Raw genomic sequence first — 15,253 nt, forward strand, 5'->3', positions numbered from 1 at the left:
CTAGCTCCCCGCTTTCACATCAACTTAAGATTAACGTTTAAGATTAACGACTTCTTGAAGCACTTCATCTGAAGTTGTGATAATCCGCGAATTCGCTTGGAATCCACGTTGAGCAATAATCATTTCGGTGAATTCACCCGTTAAGTCAACGTTCGACATTTCCAGTTGTCCTGAGATCAGTGTCCCTGTACCCGTTTCTGGATTACCTGGTGCACCAACTTCAATTGCACCTTCTGGGTTCGCATTAGCTGTCATGCGATACAAATTCCCACCAATTTTCTCAAGACCTGCGGGGTTAATTACTTTAACAACTCCAACTTTTTGACCTGTAGCAACCGTTTCACCAACCGTGTTAACACCAATGATATCACCGTTTTGTGCAATCGAGAATGAAACAATATCATCTGGAAGCACAATCGGACCCGCACCTTCAGCACCCATGACATGCAGTCCTTCAGCATTTACAAGGTTTCTGGTTGGATCTAAGGTAAAGTTACCTGATCTTGTCAAATAAGGTGCATCTACCTGCTCAGTAGTCCCTACGGCAAAAAATCCATCCCCGTTAACACGCAAATCAGTTGGGACATTCGTTGTCATCGCACTTCCTGCTGTATGTACAGTATCAATGGCAGCCAAACTAACTCCTAAACCTACTTGCTGAGCATTCACACCACCGCGGTTCTCATCGGCAGCACTAACTCCTGCAACGGTTTGACTAAGAATATCTTTAAACATAACGCGACTGCCTTTGAATCCGATGGTATTTACGTTTGCGATATTATTACCAATAACATCCAATTTCGTTTGAAAACCACGCATACCTGAAACGCCTGAGTACAAAGATCTTAACATCTAATAGGCCTCCTAATCGGATTATAAATAAAGTGAGCTGCTTCAATCGCTCCACAGCCCCAGGCTTCCTTCACGGTCGAGCCTGATGGTCAAGAAATAATAATGGCACTATCTATTTGTGTAAAAACATGTTCATTCATTGCGTTTCCATCAAGCGCCGTCACAACAGTTCGGTTAGGAACATTAACAATTAAGGCATTGCCACCCAGAATCATAAGCGCATCCTTCGCACCTTTAGCAGCAGCTTTGTCGATTGCTTTGTTGAGCTTATCCAATTGCTCTGGCTTTAATTGAATGTCTCTCTCTTTCAGTCTAACCTCTGCATGATGACTGAAACGAACAAATTGCTCCTGAAGAAGTTTCTGAAAAGTTGGAATACCGGGATTGGATGCCGGTTGCTGTACAGGTGTTCGTCTCGTAGACGCAGGAGAAACCGCATTAGGATAAAGCTGCCCTATGGATATTCTCTCTGTCATTTGGTTTCTCCAACATTCTCAATTTTCTTGAGCTTGTCAAGAGAAATTTCCACTCCCTTCACATTGGCGTATTGATTTCCGTCTTTAAATGTAATGGAATCAATAACACCAGACTTTTCGACAGATGCTCCAGATGAGTCAATATCCGTCCATGTGATCGATTTCCCAATCAAGCCTGAAACAAAACCAAGAGATTGACGCATTAGCTTCATTTCACCGGCCATGTTCGTAAGTTGCTCTACGGATGTGAATTGCGCCATTTGTGCAATAAACTCTTTATCTTGTAAAGGTTGTGTCGGATCTTGATTTTGAAGTTGTGTAATCAAGATTTTAAGGAAATCATCTTTGCCTAATGTATTGTTGTCTTTATCTTTGCTTTTTGTATTTTTGCCAGCATTGATCAGATCAGCAACATTACCTGATATCGGGCTTGTAGCCACACCTTCACCTCCAACTACTTCATATTCATTGCTTTTTAAGCAATAACATCGAAGGAGTTTCCATTAACTGCAGTTCGTATTTGAGCTACATTTTCTATTTCTTGATTAAAATCAAGTGAATCTTCATCGTAGTTACTTGAACCATTTTTGCTTTGACGCTGAGATTGACCAAATGTTTGCTGCTGACGTTGATCTTGGAACATACTGGATTGCATGTTTTGATTTTGAGTAACCTCAAGCTTCTCAACTTGCAAACCTTGTGTTTGAAGAGCTTGTCTTAACTGTGGAAGCTGACTTTCCAGCATCTGTTTACCTGCCAAGGAATCAGCTGCAAACTGAGCAATCAATTGACCATCCTGCATCGAGATTCTTACATCAATGTGACCGAGATTTTTAGGGAATAAAGATAGCTTAGCTTCGGAAATACCTTCAGCCATCGTAATCTTCATGTTCTTCAATACATGCTCTGTCATTTCTTCAGTAAAATTCGCTGCATTGATCGTTGTTGTTGGCACTTTATCAACTGGGATAGTAGCCTGTTGTGCTTTCTGCAGATCACCGATCGTAACGATTGTATTTGTTGCTGTAGCGGTTTCAGTTGGCAAATCAACAAGATCTACAAATGATTCTTCGGATTTTGAAGTAGACTCGATTACTGGTGCGTGAAGTACATTCTTAATTGCTAAAAGCTCAAGTTTTGACTTTGTAGGTTGCACGATTGTCAATAAATCTCCATCACTCTTCTGCTCAACACCAAGCTTTTTCGCCTGTTTAACGTGACTAGCTCTGTCAACAGATGAGGTGTCAGTTTTACTTCCATCTACTAAACCTTCAATGGACTTAGGCATATTCGTTGTTGCAGCAGTTATTGATGTTGGTCCCTTCAGAGTCGCCATTAGTTCTGGAAGCAAAGGCCCAATAGTACTAAGTAAGTCCTGGTTCAAAAACTTCAAAATTGCGTTGTCTGGCTGCTGTTTAGTCAAAGTTGTCAGGGTAAGCAAAGTATTCTGAGCCTGTAAGTTTAATGTATCTGCGTGCTGAAGATTCAATCCATTCGGTAATGTGAAAGCCTCGTTAGATTGTGAATCGCCAAGTGTATTTAACAACTGCTCAGCATCTTCGAACCACTTCTTTACATTGGGGTCTTGTAATATTTGTTCAGCAAGCGCAGGATTACTGTTCATTGCCTCCAAGAGCATTTCTGATAGAGGTTGATCTTCCGTCCCCTGTTCGACCTCCTGTACAGCGGCACCTTGAAGGGGTAATACCAAGCTTTGAAGCATTTGAAGCAGCATGTTCAGAGAAAGAGCTGGATCGGAAGCATTTACATCACCAGAAGCACTCTCTTGTACAATTTGACCATCTAATACTTGATTAAAAAAAGTATCTTTGGTTGCCGAACTTGCTTTGCCTGTTGCTGTTGAAGCAGCATTATTTCCTGTAGGTACTATTGGCATTTGTACGTCCATTTTTTTCACCTCCCTTCGTGAAATCAATGACATTACTGAACAAGTTTAGCTGTAATTGAAGCTGCGATTTCTTTATTTGCGTCTGACAAAGAAGACATGACTTTAGAACGAGAAGCGTTATCCATTCCACTGAGAATAGCTAACACTTTATCAGGATTAGATTTATTCATTTCCAGTAGAACATTTGAAGCACTTTTCGGCGTCATGTTGGCAAAAGTTTGCCCAAGATCTGTTTTACTTACGGATGTTCCGGTCTTGGTCGAGTCTTTCGCTCCATTCGTTGCCAATCTCTCTTGCAAAGCAGCGATTTGTTTATCTCGAGCTGGAACAACATCCTTAACCCCAATTGAAGCCTCAGCTGCTTTAATCGGATCCATTTTCTCAAGAATTGCTCCACGACTATCTGCTTTCATCATTGAAAAAACTAGTACCATTTCCTTAGGTGTCAATGCTTCAATGATAGGGGCAGCTTTACTTGGATTCATTTTTGCATACATACTCGCAAGTTGAGTAATTTGATTGTTGTATTCTTCTTCAGTTTGTGTCTTATTCTTCAGCTTCTCTTCCAGTTCGGTTAACTTCGCCTGAGCATCTTTCAGTGATAGATCCTTCTGCTCAGTTGTTGAATCAGCTTTCTGCAAAGCCGATTGAAGTTCAGCAATTCTTGCGTTTAGCTTAGTAATCTCTTCATCTTTATTCTTGATGCTTTGCTCAGAAGTCGGCACTTTACCATCGCTGGTAACTACTGCTTTTTCTTTGGGAGCAGGGACGATTGCCCCAATGATCGGTGTATTGTGCAGCGCCTTCTGTATACTGCTCTTGATATCATAATCAAATATTGACAACAGTACGAAGAGCAAAACTGCCGTAAACACAAAGGGGATGACAAACCATATCAGAAATCGTTCCAGTGCACTATAAGATGCACCCTCTATGCTTGTATCGGCCATCTCCTCTTCCCTCCTTTACCTTCCTCAATACGTGAGTCGTCTGAAACGGTTGGTGGCCATTTCATCTAGAGCTTCTTGCTCTTTTTTCGCGACAAAAGATTGAAATTGGTTGTAAGCCTTCTCTCTTGCTTTCGACCATACCTTCTCATCAATCATTCTTTCTGAAAGATGTTCCTGCTTTTTGAGCACGACATGCTGTGCTTGCTGCACATCCAAGTGCTTGCGGGCGATCTGATGATCAACATGATTCATGTAATTTTGCATCAACAGCATCTTGGAGATGGATACCGAACTGCTAGATACACTTGCCATTTCGTTATGAAGGCTATCTTTTTGCTCAAACAATCCATGCAAACTCGTTTCTTCGTTCCTTAGTTGCCCCATTGCCTCAGACAGTATCCACTCTGCCTGTGTTCGTTCATTGTTTTTCAAATCGACAATTTGCTGGAAAGAATAACGAAAATTCATTCAGGAGCCTCATCCCTTATAAAATTCATGAATCAAACGTTCTTGAGCTTCTTCAAACGTTAACTTTTCAGAGGTTTTTTGCTTCGTGAAATCCCATATTGCCTCGATATTATCCATTGCAATATCAATATTTGGGTTAGAACCTTTTTGGTATGCCCCTATATTGATAAGATCTTCCGAATCTTTATATATAGAAAGAAGTCGTTTCAATTGATCAGCTGCTTCCATGTGTTCAGTAGGAACAATTTCTTTCATGACTCGGCTTACGCTGGATAAAACATCGATGGCTGGGTAATGACCCTTATTAGCAATGCTGCGATTTAGGACAATATGTCCGTCCAAAATACCTCGTACAGCATCAGCGATAGGTTCATTCATGTCATCCCCATCTACAAGCACGGTATAAAATGCGGTAATGGAGCCCTTTGGCCCCGTACCTGAACGCTCTAGAAGCCGTGGAAGCATTGCAAAAACCGATGGCGTATAACCACGTGTAGCTGGAGGTTCTCCAACGGCAAGTCCGACTTCACGCTGTGCCATAGCAAAACGAGTGACTGAATCCATCATCATCATGACATTTAAGCCGCGATCTCGAAAATACTCGGCAATACTAGTTGCAATCATCGCACCTTTGATTCGGATCAAAGCGGGTTGATCCGACGTTGCAACAATCACAACGGATCTAGCAAGTCCTTCAGGACCTAAATCTCTTTCGATAAAGTCTAGAACCTCTCTACCACGCTCACCAATAAGAGCAATAACGTTGACATCAGCGGATGTATTACGGGCAATCATTCCCATCAACGTACTTTTACCTACACCAGAACCTGCGAAAATACCGACACGTTGTCCCTTACCAATTGTTAGTAAACCATCAATACAGCGAACACCAACCGAAATTGGATTCAGAACGCGTGGACGTGTTAGCGGGTTACCAGGTACATTATTCGTTGAATATTGGGCCATTCTAGAGGGCAGGAATGAACCATCTAAGGGTTGTCCCAAACCATCTAATACCTTACCAAGCAGCTCATGGCCAACTTGAACAGTAAGCGGCTTTCCGGTACCTACGACATCGCATCCAGGACCTATGGCATCCAAATCACCGAGTGGCATCAGGACCACTTTATTGCTGCGAAATCCAACGACTTCAGCCTTTAGCGGCTTGTTAGACTTGTGCGGATATATGTAGCAAAGATCACCAATGCTCACATCAGGACCTTCTGACTCAACTGTCAGCCCGATCACCTGCGTCACTTTACCGTTCACTCGAATTGGATCAATCGTATGCAGATGCTCCTTGTACTTATCAGCATTTGGCAGCTTGCTGCTCATAACTCGGATACCTCACTTTGAGTTGCCAATTGTCTTAGCGCCGACTTGATCTCTTTTAACTGAGTATCAATTCTCGCATCAATGCTTCCAAATGAGGAACGTATCACACAGCCTCGGTCTTGTACCGTAGAGTCCGGGATAATTTGTAATTCCGCTTGTGAATCAATGGAAGTTAGTAACTCTTCGCGTGCATCTTGAATGTACGCAAACTGTGAAGGTGCTACACAAAGCGCGATAATCCCTTTTTCTCGTCTACGTGAAAGAACCATCTGAATTAAATCAATTACCCATTCTGGGTTTAAAGTTAACTGACGCCCAATTACTTTCTCAGCAATCGAAGTGCTAAGCTCAATTAAGAAGGGTTCTGATTCTTGAATGATTTGCTGCTTAAGCTTGTAAGCTTGTTCCAAAATGGCTCGAGCTTCTGATAACATCTCACCGTATTCTTGTCGGAGATTATCTTCGGCTTGAACAATTCCTTGTTCGTACCCTTCTTCAAATCCTGATTGTCTGGATTGCGCGATGTGCTCTTTATCTTCAGCACGGCGGCTCTCCCACCAACTCGTGATTTCTGCATGCGTTTGTTCTCGAAGTGCAGTACACTCCTGCATAGCCTGATCGATTTGTTCATGGGCAAAAGTCTCAGCGTCTTGAAGGATCTGCTCCTTCATACTTGTAGCTTCTGTCAGTTCCTGCTGCTGTTCAGGAGTCAATTGATTGGCTTCATCCGTTAACATACCTGAGCGTAATAATTCAAGTGGTGAAATCGTTTCTACTAATTTCTTATCATCTAACGGAAAATAAGCAAATGATTTAATGACATTAGACAATAATATCATCTCCTCCACCACGTGCGATGATGATTTCACCAGATTCTTCTAAGCGGCGAATCGTTGCAACAATCCGGGTCTGAGCTTCTTCAACATCACGTAAACGTACGGGTCCCATAAATTCCATTTCTTCCTTAAAGGTATCCGCCATACGTTTGGACATATTCTTGAACAAGGCATCGCGAACTTCTTCGCTTGCAACTTTAAGGGCAAGCTGTAAATCAGCATTCTCAATGTCGCGAATAATTCGCTGAATGGAACGATTGTCAATATTGACAATATCTTCGAAGACAAACATCCGTTTCTTAATTTCTTCCGCAAGTTCCGGATCCTGAATTTCTAGGGAATCGAGAATGGTACGCTCTGTACCCCGATCGACACCATTCAGAATTTGAACAATAGAAGCAATACCACCTGCATTTGTGTAATCCTGAGTTACAGTTGAAGATAGCTTTTGTTCAAGAACGCGTTCTACCTGACTAATGACTTCAGGAGAGGTGCTGTCCATGAGTGCAATACGCTTAGCAACATCAGCTTGCTTTTCCTGTGGTAGCGACGACAAGATGATCGAAGCTTGATCAGCTTGCAAATAAGACAATACCAAAGCGATTGTCTGAGAATTCTCATTTTGAATGAAGTTAAGAATTTGAGCAGGATCTGCTTTTCTTGCAAAATCGAAAGGTCTCACTTGCAGAGTTGCTGTCAGACGATTGATAATATCAAGCGCTTTTTGTGATCCCAATGCCTTTTCCAAGATATCCTTGGCGTAAGCAATACCACCTTGAGAAATAAACTCTTGGGCTAAGCAGATCTGATGAAATTCAGATAAAATGGCTTCTTTTTCATAAGAATCTACTTTTCTAACATTCGCAATCTCTAGCGTTAACTGCTCAATTTCTTCTTCTCGCAAGTGTTTAAATATTTGAGCAGACACCTCAGGGCCTAAACTGATCAAAAGAATGGCTGCCTTTTGTCGTCCGGTTAACCCTTGCAGAGCAGCTTTGGCCATACAAGTGCACCTCTATTCGTCTACTAACCAAGTACGAAGCAAATTGACAAAGTCTTCTGGTCGCTTTTTGGCAAGAGTCTCTAGCTGCTTGCGTACTTGATTGTCATTAGTAACATTTTCGATATCAATCGTTGGAAGCTCTGCTTTGCCTGCTGCAATATTCATTTCTTGTTCCAATTGTTGTTGTGCAGCTTTTCTTCGTTTTCTAATTGCAAACCCTGCAATTAGTCCAATTGCTAGCGCCGCTAAAGCTAAACCTGCATACGTTAAGTATGTTGTTGTTTTCGAAGCGAGTGTGTCCGTTGGTCTTGCAAAAGAATGTGCGAATACAGTAACTTTTTTCTGTAAATCTTCGTCTGTATATGTAACCTTATTATCCGCTAAAGCAGTTCTTACAATGTTTACTAGTGCACTTTGCACCGCAGCCTTGGTCTCAGCCGTCAATGAGTTGGGATCATCTTTAACCGGAGGCTCAATTCCTACATTAATACTTAAGTCTTTCACAACATAAGGCGTAGAGATAATATCATTCGTAATTCGATTGACTTCATAATTGACAGTCTTATTATTTTTCTCTGAGTTAGAATTGCCTGAACTGGCCGCCCCAGGATATCCTGGAACATCTGTAGTCCCTGTACCTGGTACACCACCTGTATCAGCACCATTGTTCTGATAAGACTCGCTTGCTTCCTGCAGGGAAATTTCCAGCCCTTTTTGATCCACTTGATTCGGAGCGCTGACAAGCTGCTCTTTGCTTTTCTTTTGATCAAAATTCATGGTTGAGAATACACTTACATTCACTTTGTCACGGCCAAACATCGTACCCAGCATCGTATTGATATTCTTCTGTAAATCATTTCGGAACTGGTTATTAATATCCGCTTGACTAGTGACTAAACTCGAGGATGACGTTCCGCCGACCTTCGAAGATACAAGACTCTGTCCATATTGGTCTGAGATCGTAATATTCTCTAGAGGGAGATTCTTAACACTGTGAGATACTAAATTATAAATCGTATCAACCTTTGCTTGATCTAATGTATAGCCCTGTTTCGTTTGCACGACGACAGACGCCGTTGCTTTCTCTTGCTGTTGCTGTAAGAAGGGTCCTTCTTCTGGAAGTGAGATGAGAACTTTAGAACTAGCGATTGCTTGATTAGCGTTAATCAACTGTTGAAGCTCGCCTTGTATCGCGTTCAAGTATTTCACTTTGAATTCGTTGTCTGTAATGCCAAATGAACTGCTGTCGCTAAATGCACCAAAGCCTAAAGAGCCGTTCTTATTTAAACCTTGGGACTCTACACCAAGCTTTACATTTGCTACTTCGCTTGTTGGTACTTCGATACTTTTACCATCAGCACTAAGATGATACGGAATCTTTGCGGTATCTAGATAGGACTTGATGGCTGAAGCATCACTTGGCTGTAACTCCGTAAATGCGAGTGAATACTCCGTTTTTGATAGATTAATACTTATTATTGCAGCAGTAAGAATCAGTAGGACAATCGTTGCTATAAAAGTGATTTTCGTAGTTCTACTATATCGATTCCAATATTGCTTCACCTTTTCCCAGTACTGGAGCAGGTTCTCGTTCACTCTGTCACCTCATCGAACCAAAATTTAGCAGCATCTAAGTCAATCACAGCTGCATTCTCATCATTTCTTGGTAAGCTTCAAGGACTTTGTTTCTGACTTGTACAGTCAACTCAAGTCCTATCGATGCTTTCTCAGAGGCTATTGTCAGTTGATGAACATCGGAAAGCTCACCTTTGATGAAACTCTGATTCAAATTATCCACTTGCTTTTGTTGCGTGTTTAAGTTTGTCATGGCGTCATTCAGGAACGAACCGAATCTTTTACCAAGATCAGCAGCCCCTTCACCGGAGTTATCCTTTGGTTGAATGGAACTCATGATGTTTAGTGGACTGTAACTTATTTTGTCAATCATGATGCAACCTCCTGTAGTGGTTATCTACCAATCTCCAAAGCTTTGGTTATCATTGATTTACTTGCATTAAGGGCGGTTACATTCGCTTCATAAGATCTAGTAGCTGAGATCATATCGACCATTTCTTTAAGCACATCGACATTGGGCATATAAACAAATCCATTCCCATCCGCATCTGGATGAGTTGGGTTATATACTTGCTTCAATGGTGACTTATCTTCAAAAATTTTATTCACCCGCACACCTTCACCTGTACCATCAGCCATTGCTGAATTAAGCGACTGCGCAAAGCTGGGTTGTGACTTCGTTTCAAAAGCAACTAACTTCCTTGTATAGGGAACCCATTTCCCATCTACGAACTTTGCACGTGTTGTATCCGCATTCGCTATATTAGAAGAGACAACATCCATTCTTAATCGCTGAGCAGTCAGTGCCGATGAACTGATGTCAAATCCATTGGTTAACCTCATTGGTTATTACTTCCCTCCTAGTACTGTGCGCATTTTTTTGAATTCGCTGTTCATTTGCTGAATCATTGCATTGTATTTAAGTTGGTTTTTTGCCATTAACGACATTTCATAATCCATATCGACATTGTTCATATTATTGTTAATTGCTGTCGATTCATCTGTTTTTAATTCTGAATTTGGCAGATTTGTGGATTTCCCTATTAAGAAATGCCTAGGGTCTGTCCGATAACCTTCTATAGAGGGTGTTGAAGAATTCATCTGACCTTGTAAAAGTTCTTCGAACACAACATCCGAACGCTTAAAGAAGGGTGTATCCGCATTGGCTACGTTGTTTGCTACAACCTTTTGTCTTAGAGTCGATGCATCAAGCGATCGCTCCATCAAGTTCCAACTTGGTTTGTCTAACAAAGACATTTCGATACCCCCCGTCTATAGAATATTTGACATATACTTCAACATTGTATTTATCGATTCCTTCTTATTTCGACATTATTTTCATAAAATAATTCGAAATGGTCCTTATTGTAGAAATATGTAAAACATTCGTTGACCTTTCTTATCATCTAAGATATTACGATAACTTACAATAAGAAAAAAGCCCTATCTTTTACAAGACAGGGCTTTTCTATATGTTTATCTATAATTTTGTTTTTAATTGCTCGATACTTTGTATTAATTGCTCATTTAAAATACGGATATAAGTGCCCTTCATACCAAGCGAACGAGTTTCAATAACTCCGGCACTTTCCAGTTTGCGAAGTGCATTTACAATAACTGATCGAGTAATGCCTACCCGATCGGCAATTTTGCTAGCTACCAAAAGACCTTCCTTACCATCTAATTCTTCAAAAATGTGTTCCACTGCTTCCATTTCACTGAAAGATAAGGAACCGATCGCAACTTGAACGACTGCTTTGCTTCTAGCTTCTTCCTCTATTTCTTCAGCACGTTCTCTTAATATTTCCATCGCGATTACTGTAGATCCATATTCAGCCAGAACTAAGTCATCATCAATGAAAGTTCCTTCACTACGACTTAAAATAAGCGTTCCCAAACGAGAGCCACCACCAATAATTGGTACTAAAGTAGTATGCGTATATGGAAACATATCTTTCATTTGCTCCGTGTAATAGAAATATGGACTATCCGGCTCTGCTGTTGAAGATGTTTCCTCAATCTTTAACAGCAGATTATTGGACTCCATCGGAAATCTGCGTTCAATTAATATCGTTTGATTCATTTCTGGAGAAACAGGATCATTCGTTACCGCATATCCTAAAATTTTGCCTTTGCGGCTAACGACGTAGATATTCGCAATAACAATATCACGCAGCACCTCGGCCATATCCATAAAGCTAACTGCATTGCCAGCTTCTTTTTGCAGCAAGCGATTTAGCCTTCTTGTTTTATTTAATAAACTCATTTAAATGCCTCCTACTTACTTAACCATGCGGTAGTTCTTTATTATAAGATATATTGACTTAAATCTCGGTTTTGTACAATATCACCAAGCTTCTCACGGACATATTCCGGGTTAATGACAATGGACTCCAATGTAATCTCAGGCGCTTCAAAGGATAAATCCTCCAGCAATTTTTCTAAAATGGTGTGTAATCGCCGAGCACCAATATTCTCCGTATTCTGATTAACCTCAACCGCGATACGTGCAATTTCATAAATAGCTTCGTCTGCAAACTCAACCGTTATACCTTCCGTTTGCAATAATGCTGTATATTGTTTTGTTAATGCATTTTTAGGTTCTTTTAAAATAGAAACAAAGTCTTCTAAGGTCAAGTTACTTAATTCTACTCGAATCGGGAATCTTCCCTGAAGCTCTGGGATTAAATCAGAAGGCTTAGCAATATGGAAAGCACCTGCACCAATAAATAAGACATAATCCGTCTTCACAGGCCCATATTTGGTCACAACTGTTGAACCCTCTACTATCGGTAAAATGTCTCGCTGAACACCTTCCCGAGAGATGTCCGGTCCGCTACCGCCGCGGCTATTGCTAGCGATCTTATCGATTTCATCAATAAAAATAATACCGGACTGTTCGGCACGGTTAACAGATTCCTGGATCACTTCATCCATGTCAATCAATCTTTGCGCTTCTTCTTGAGCTAACACTTTCCTAGCTTCCTTTACAAGCAGCTTACGTTTCTTCATTTTTTTCGGAAGAAGATTGCCGAACATCTCCTGCATATTCATACCAGCCTGTTCATTGCCTTGACCAGCCAGCATATCCATCATTGATGGTGAAGAGTCTTCCACTTCGATTTCTACAACTTCATTCTCTAATTTACCATTAGTCAATTGCTCAGCGATTTGAGCCCTTTTGGCGGCAAGTGAAGGATCTGGAGCACTTTCTTCTTGATCTGGTTGGTTTTGCCCTCCAAACAGCATCTCAAGAGGATTACGCTGTGTTTTGGAACGCGTAGGACTTGGCGCAAGCAAGTTAACAAGACGCTCGTTAGCGAGCTTCTCAGCACGGTCTTTCACTTTTTCCATCCGCTCAGCCTTAACCATACGCACGGAAGTTTCGATCAGATCACGTACCATTGACTCCACGTCGCGACCAACATAGCCGACTTCTGTGAATTTGGTGGCCTCTATCTTAATAAATGGTGCGCCTACCAATTTAGCTAATCTGCGCGCAATTTCAGTCTTTCCAACGCCGGTAGGCCCGATCATGAGTATATTCTTCGGAACAATTTCATCCCGCATAGCCTCGTCCACGAGGTTTCTCCGATAACGGTTTCGCAGAGCAATAGCAACCGATTTCTTCGCTTTCTTCTGACCTACTATGTATCGATCCAATTCTTGGACAATTTGTTTAGGTGTAAGGGAGCTGTTTGCCATTTTGTACCCTCCTAAAAGTTTTGCTTTAGCAAAACTAACATCGTAAGCATTAACTATTCAATCGTTAACTATTCAATCTCTTCCACAATAATATTATGATTCGTAAAGACACATATTTCAGCTGCAGTTGTTAGCGCAGCGTGGGCTATTTCCTTAGCACTAAGCGACGACGCATGGCGGTGCAGCGCTCTTCCTGCAGCTAATGCGAAGCTGCCGCCAGACCCAATAGCCAATATACCGTCATCAGGCTCAATCACTTCACCATTTCCTGAAAGCAGTAGTAAACCGGTTGAATCCATAACGATCATCATTGCTTCAAGCCTCCGCAGAACGCGATCTTGACGCCAATCCTTCGTAAGCTCTACCGCAGCACGCTGCAAATTACCGTGGTGTTCCTCCAGCTTACCTTCGAATTTCTCAAAAAGTGTAATCGCATCGGCAACAGAACCAGCAAAACCAGCGATGACTTTCCCTCTATGTAAACGCCGAACTTTTTTGGCCGTGCTTTTCATAATCATGCTGTTGCCAAATGTCACTTGCCCATCTCCAGCAATAGCTCCCTTGCCTTGATGACGAATGGCAAAGATTGTTGTCGCATGAAACGTAGCTTGATTAGGATCCATCTCTTCTCACCTCTCAAATGGAATCATACACCATGAAAGTTACTCTGTACGTTGGTTTCGGTCTCATAAATGAGATAAACCTCTAGCGAGGTCAATTCGAGATATGACCGCATCTAGAGGTAAATGTATGAGGAAACGAATGAAAAATGCTACAAAACATAATTATAGTAACATAGCAAAGAGTCCAATTACAACCTACTCTGCATATGTTTTCTTAAAATTCTGAATACTTTCCAAAGCACGGTTAGCCAGCTTCTCGTATTTCTCTTTTTTATTGCGAATTCGTTCGGGTAATTGTGGAAGCAAACCAAAATTAGCATTCATCGGTTGAAAATGTTTGAAATCAGCTGTTGTAATGTAATGTGCCATGCTGCCGAGAGTCGTTTCCTCCGGTACAACCAAACAAGGCTGCCCTTTAGCTAATCGCCCCGCATTGATACCAGCTATCAGACCGGAAGCCGCTGATTCCACATATCCTTCTACACCCGTCATTTGACCTGCAAAAAACAGATTCTCACGACGTTTAAATTGATAAGTAGGGTCAAGAAGCTTCGGAGAATTTATAAACGTGTTACGATGCATAACACCATAGCGTACGAACTCTGCTTGCTCTAACCCTGGAATCAGGGACAACACCCGTTTCTGCTCTCCCCATTTCAAATGGGTTTGGAAACCGACTAAGTTATACAAAGTTCCGGCTGCATTATCTTGACGGAGTTGAACGACAGCATGCGGCATCTTGCCTGTATGTGGATTTATTAAGCCGACTGGTTTCATTGGCCCGAACAGTACTGTTTGTCTACCGCGTTTCGCCATGACTTCTAAGGGCATGCAGCCTTCGAAATAAATTTCTTTCTCGAATTCTTTCAGTTCAGCAACCTCAGCAGTTATTAAAGCTTCATAGAAAACATTGAACTCTTCTTCTGTCATAGGACAGTTAAGGTAAGCTGCTTCCCCTTTATCATAACGAGAAGCCAAGTACACCTTATTCATATCAATGGAGTCCTTCTCCACAATCGGAGCTGCTGCATCATAAAAATACAAGTACTCCTCACCCATTAGCTCTTTAAGTCCTGCAGAAAGAGCAGGTGAAGTTAATGGACCTGAGGCAACAACTGTAATGCCTTCAGGCAAGGTTTGAACTTCCTCATTGCGAACCTCTATGAGCGGATGGTTACGGAGCGTCGATGTAACAGCTTGAGAGAACCCGTCACGGTCAACAGCTAATGCGCCTCCTGCTGGTACAGCATGCTCATCGGCACAAGATAGAATGAGCGAATCCATACGTCTCATTTCTTCCTTCAGTACTCCTACCGCGTTGGTAAGTCCATTCGAACGTAGTGAGTTACTACAGACTAGTTCAGCAAATTGATCAGTTATATGTGCTGGGGTTTTACGGACATTACGCATTTCGTATAAAGTAACAGGCACGCCCTGACGGGCAATTTGCCAGGCGGCTTCACTTCCAGCCAATCCTGCACCGATGACTGTCACTCTTGGATATTCTGGCAAAATCGGACA

General features: G+C 41.7%; 17 protein-coding genes. All 17 read right to left on the minus strand.

Features of this window, described 5'->3' with window-relative positions; all coding sequences use genetic code 11:
• Nucleotides 1–30: 30 nt before the first annotated feature.
• The 17 genes from flgG to trmFO all read right to left on the minus strand — a co-directional run bounded on the left by flgG (nt 31) and on the right by trmFO (nt 15,244).
• A complete protein-coding gene (gene flgG / locus QFZ80_RS17490) occupies nt 31–852 on the minus strand; it encodes a flagellar basal body rod protein FlgG (RefSeq protein ID WP_307545113.1) in 822 nt (273 codons plus the stop codon).
• A gap of 89 nt (nt 853–941) precedes the next feature.
• On the minus strand, nt 942–1,328 hold the full coding sequence (locus QFZ80_RS17495) for a TIGR02530 family flagellar biosynthesis protein (RefSeq protein ID WP_307545111.1): 387 nt from the start codon (nt 1,326–1,328) through the stop codon (nt 942–944).
• On the minus strand, nt 1,325–1,768 hold the full coding sequence (locus QFZ80_RS17500) for a flagellar hook capping FlgD N-terminal domain-containing protein (protein WP_373460111.1): 444 nt from the start codon (nt 1,766–1,768) through the stop codon (nt 1,325–1,327). The genes QFZ80_RS17495 and QFZ80_RS17500 overlap by 4 nt, the downstream gene beginning before the upstream one ends.
• Before the next feature lie 35 nt (nt 1,769–1,803).
• Nucleotides 1,804–3,237 (minus strand): flagellar hook-length control protein FliK, encoded by a 1,434-nt coding sequence (locus QFZ80_RS17505; protein ID WP_307560211.1) that lies wholly within the window; start codon nt 3,235–3,237, stop codon nt 1,804–1,806.
• Between the two features lie 32 nt (nt 3,238–3,269).
• On the minus strand, nt 3,270–4,187 hold the full coding sequence (locus QFZ80_RS17510; RefSeq protein ID WP_307545107.1) for a MotE family protein: 918 nt from the start codon (nt 4,185–4,187) through the stop codon (nt 3,270–3,272).
• A gap of 24 nt (nt 4,188–4,211) precedes the next feature.
• Complete coding sequence (gene fliJ / locus QFZ80_RS17515; RefSeq protein ID WP_307545105.1) at nt 4,212–4,655, minus strand: flagellar export protein FliJ; 444 nt, start codon at nt 4,653–4,655, stop codon at nt 4,212–4,214.
• Between the two features lie 9 nt (nt 4,656–4,664).
• A complete protein-coding gene (gene fliI / locus QFZ80_RS17520) occupies nt 4,665–5,990 on the minus strand; it encodes a flagellar protein export ATPase FliI (RefSeq protein ID WP_171688263.1) in 1,326 nt (441 codons plus the stop codon).
• Complete coding sequence (locus QFZ80_RS17525) at nt 5,987–6,820, minus strand: FliH/SctL family protein (RefSeq protein ID WP_307545100.1); 834 nt, start codon at nt 6,818–6,820, stop codon at nt 5,987–5,989. Before QFZ80_RS17525 ends, fliI begins: the two co-directional genes overlap by 4 nt.
• Nucleotides 6,813–7,829 carry a flagellar motor switch protein FliG gene (gene fliG, locus QFZ80_RS17530; RefSeq protein WP_171648839.1) on the minus strand — a complete coding sequence of 339 codons (1,017 nt, stop codon included), beginning with the start codon at nt 7,827–7,829 and terminating at the stop codon, nt 6,813–6,815. Before fliG ends, QFZ80_RS17525 begins: the two co-directional genes overlap by 8 nt.
• A gap of 12 nt (nt 7,830–7,841) precedes the next feature.
• The gene (gene fliF / locus QFZ80_RS17535; protein ID WP_307545098.1) at nt 7,842–9,425 is read right to left on the minus strand and encodes a flagellar basal-body MS-ring/collar protein FliF; all 1,584 of its coding nucleotides are present in this window, start codon (nt 9,423–9,425) and stop codon (nt 7,842–7,844) included.
• Nucleotides 9,426–9,468: 43 nt separating this feature from the next.
• On the minus strand, nt 9,469–9,777 hold the full coding sequence (fliE, locus tag QFZ80_RS17540) for a flagellar hook-basal body complex protein FliE (RefSeq protein ID WP_307560215.1): 309 nt from the start codon (nt 9,775–9,777) through the stop codon (nt 9,469–9,471).
• Between the two features lie 20 nt (nt 9,778–9,797).
• Nucleotides 9,798–10,247 (minus strand): flagellar basal body rod protein FlgC, encoded by a 450-nt coding sequence (flgC, locus tag QFZ80_RS17545; RefSeq protein WP_171648834.1) that lies wholly within the window; start codon nt 10,245–10,247, stop codon nt 9,798–9,800.
• A gap of 6 nt (nt 10,248–10,253) precedes the next feature.
• Complete coding sequence (flgB, locus tag QFZ80_RS17550; RefSeq protein ID WP_307545095.1) at nt 10,254–10,661, minus strand: flagellar basal body rod protein FlgB; 408 nt, start codon at nt 10,659–10,661, stop codon at nt 10,254–10,256.
• A 223-nt stretch (nt 10,662–10,884) separates the two neighbouring features.
• Nucleotides 10,885–11,670: a GTP-sensing pleiotropic transcriptional regulator CodY gene (gene codY, locus QFZ80_RS17555; protein ID WP_029195350.1), complete on the minus strand. Its 786-nt coding sequence runs from the start codon at nt 11,668–11,670 to the stop codon at nt 10,885–10,887.
• Nucleotides 11,671–11,711: 41 nt separating this feature from the next.
• The gene (hslU, locus tag QFZ80_RS17560) at nt 11,712–13,109 is read right to left on the minus strand and encodes an ATP-dependent protease ATPase subunit HslU (protein ID WP_307545094.1); all 1,398 of its coding nucleotides are present in this window, start codon (nt 13,107–13,109) and stop codon (nt 11,712–11,714) included.
• 68 nt (nt 13,110–13,177) lie between these two features.
• Nucleotides 13,178–13,732: an ATP-dependent protease subunit HslV gene (gene hslV / locus QFZ80_RS17565; RefSeq protein ID WP_047672807.1), complete on the minus strand. Its 555-nt coding sequence runs from the start codon at nt 13,730–13,732 to the stop codon at nt 13,178–13,180.
• A 195-nt stretch (nt 13,733–13,927) separates the two neighbouring features.
• Nucleotides 13,928–15,244 carry an FADH(2)-oxidizing methylenetetrahydrofolate--tRNA-(uracil(54)-C(5))-methyltransferase TrmFO gene (gene trmFO / locus QFZ80_RS17570; protein WP_307545092.1) on the minus strand — a complete coding sequence of 439 codons (1,317 nt, stop codon included), beginning with the start codon at nt 15,242–15,244 and terminating at the stop codon, nt 13,928–13,930.
• Nucleotides 15,245–15,253 lie beyond the last annotated feature (9 nt).

It is taken from the genome of Paenibacillus sp. V4I7 (assembly GCF_030817275.1).
Classification (GTDB): domain Bacteria; phylum Bacillota; class Bacilli; order Paenibacillales; family NBRC-103111; genus Paenibacillus_E.

Coding starts and splice junctions, on each gene's coding strand:
- flgG (WP_307545113.1), bottom strand. CDS start 852: ATGTTAAGATCTTTGTACTCAGGCGTTTCAGGTATGCGTGGTTTTCAA.
- QFZ80_RS17495 (WP_307545111.1), bottom strand. CDS start 1,328: ATGACAGAGAGAATATCCATAGGGCAGCTTTATCCTAATGCGGTTTCT.
- QFZ80_RS17505 (WP_307560211.1), bottom strand. CDS start 3,237: ATGGACGTACAAATGCCAATAGTACCTACAGGAAATAATGCTGCTTCA.
- QFZ80_RS17510 (WP_307545107.1), bottom strand. CDS start 4,187: ATGGCCGATACAAGCATAGAGGGTGCATCTTATAGTGCACTGGAACGA.
- fliJ (WP_307545105.1), bottom strand. CDS start 4,655: ATGAATTTTCGTTATTCTTTCCAGCAAATTGTCGATTTGAAAAACAAT.
- fliI (WP_171688263.1), bottom strand. CDS start 5,990: ATGAGCAGCAAGCTGCCAAATGCTGATAAGTACAAGGAGCATCTGCAT.
- fliG (WP_171648839.1), bottom strand. CDS start 7,829: ATGGCCAAAGCTGCTCTGCAAGGGTTAACCGGACGACAAAAGGCAGCC.
- fliE (WP_307560215.1), bottom strand. CDS start 9,777: ATGATTGACAAAATAAGTTACAGTCCACTAAACATCATGAGTTCCATT.
- flgC (WP_171648834.1), bottom strand. CDS start 10,247: ATGAGGTTAACCAATGGATTTGACATCAGTTCATCGGCACTGACTGCT.
- flgB (WP_307545095.1), bottom strand. CDS start 10,661: ATGTCTTTGTTAGACAAACCAAGTTGGAACTTGATGGAGCGATCGCTT.
- codY (WP_029195350.1), bottom strand. CDS start 11,670: ATGAGTTTATTAAATAAAACAAGAAGGCTAAATCGCTTGCTGCAAAAA.
- hslU (WP_307545094.1), bottom strand. CDS start 13,109: ATGGCAAACAGCTCCCTTACACCTAAACAAATTGTCCAAGAATTGGAT.
- hslV (WP_047672807.1), bottom strand. CDS start 13,732: ATGGATCCTAATCAAGCTACGTTTCATGCGACAACAATCTTTGCCATT.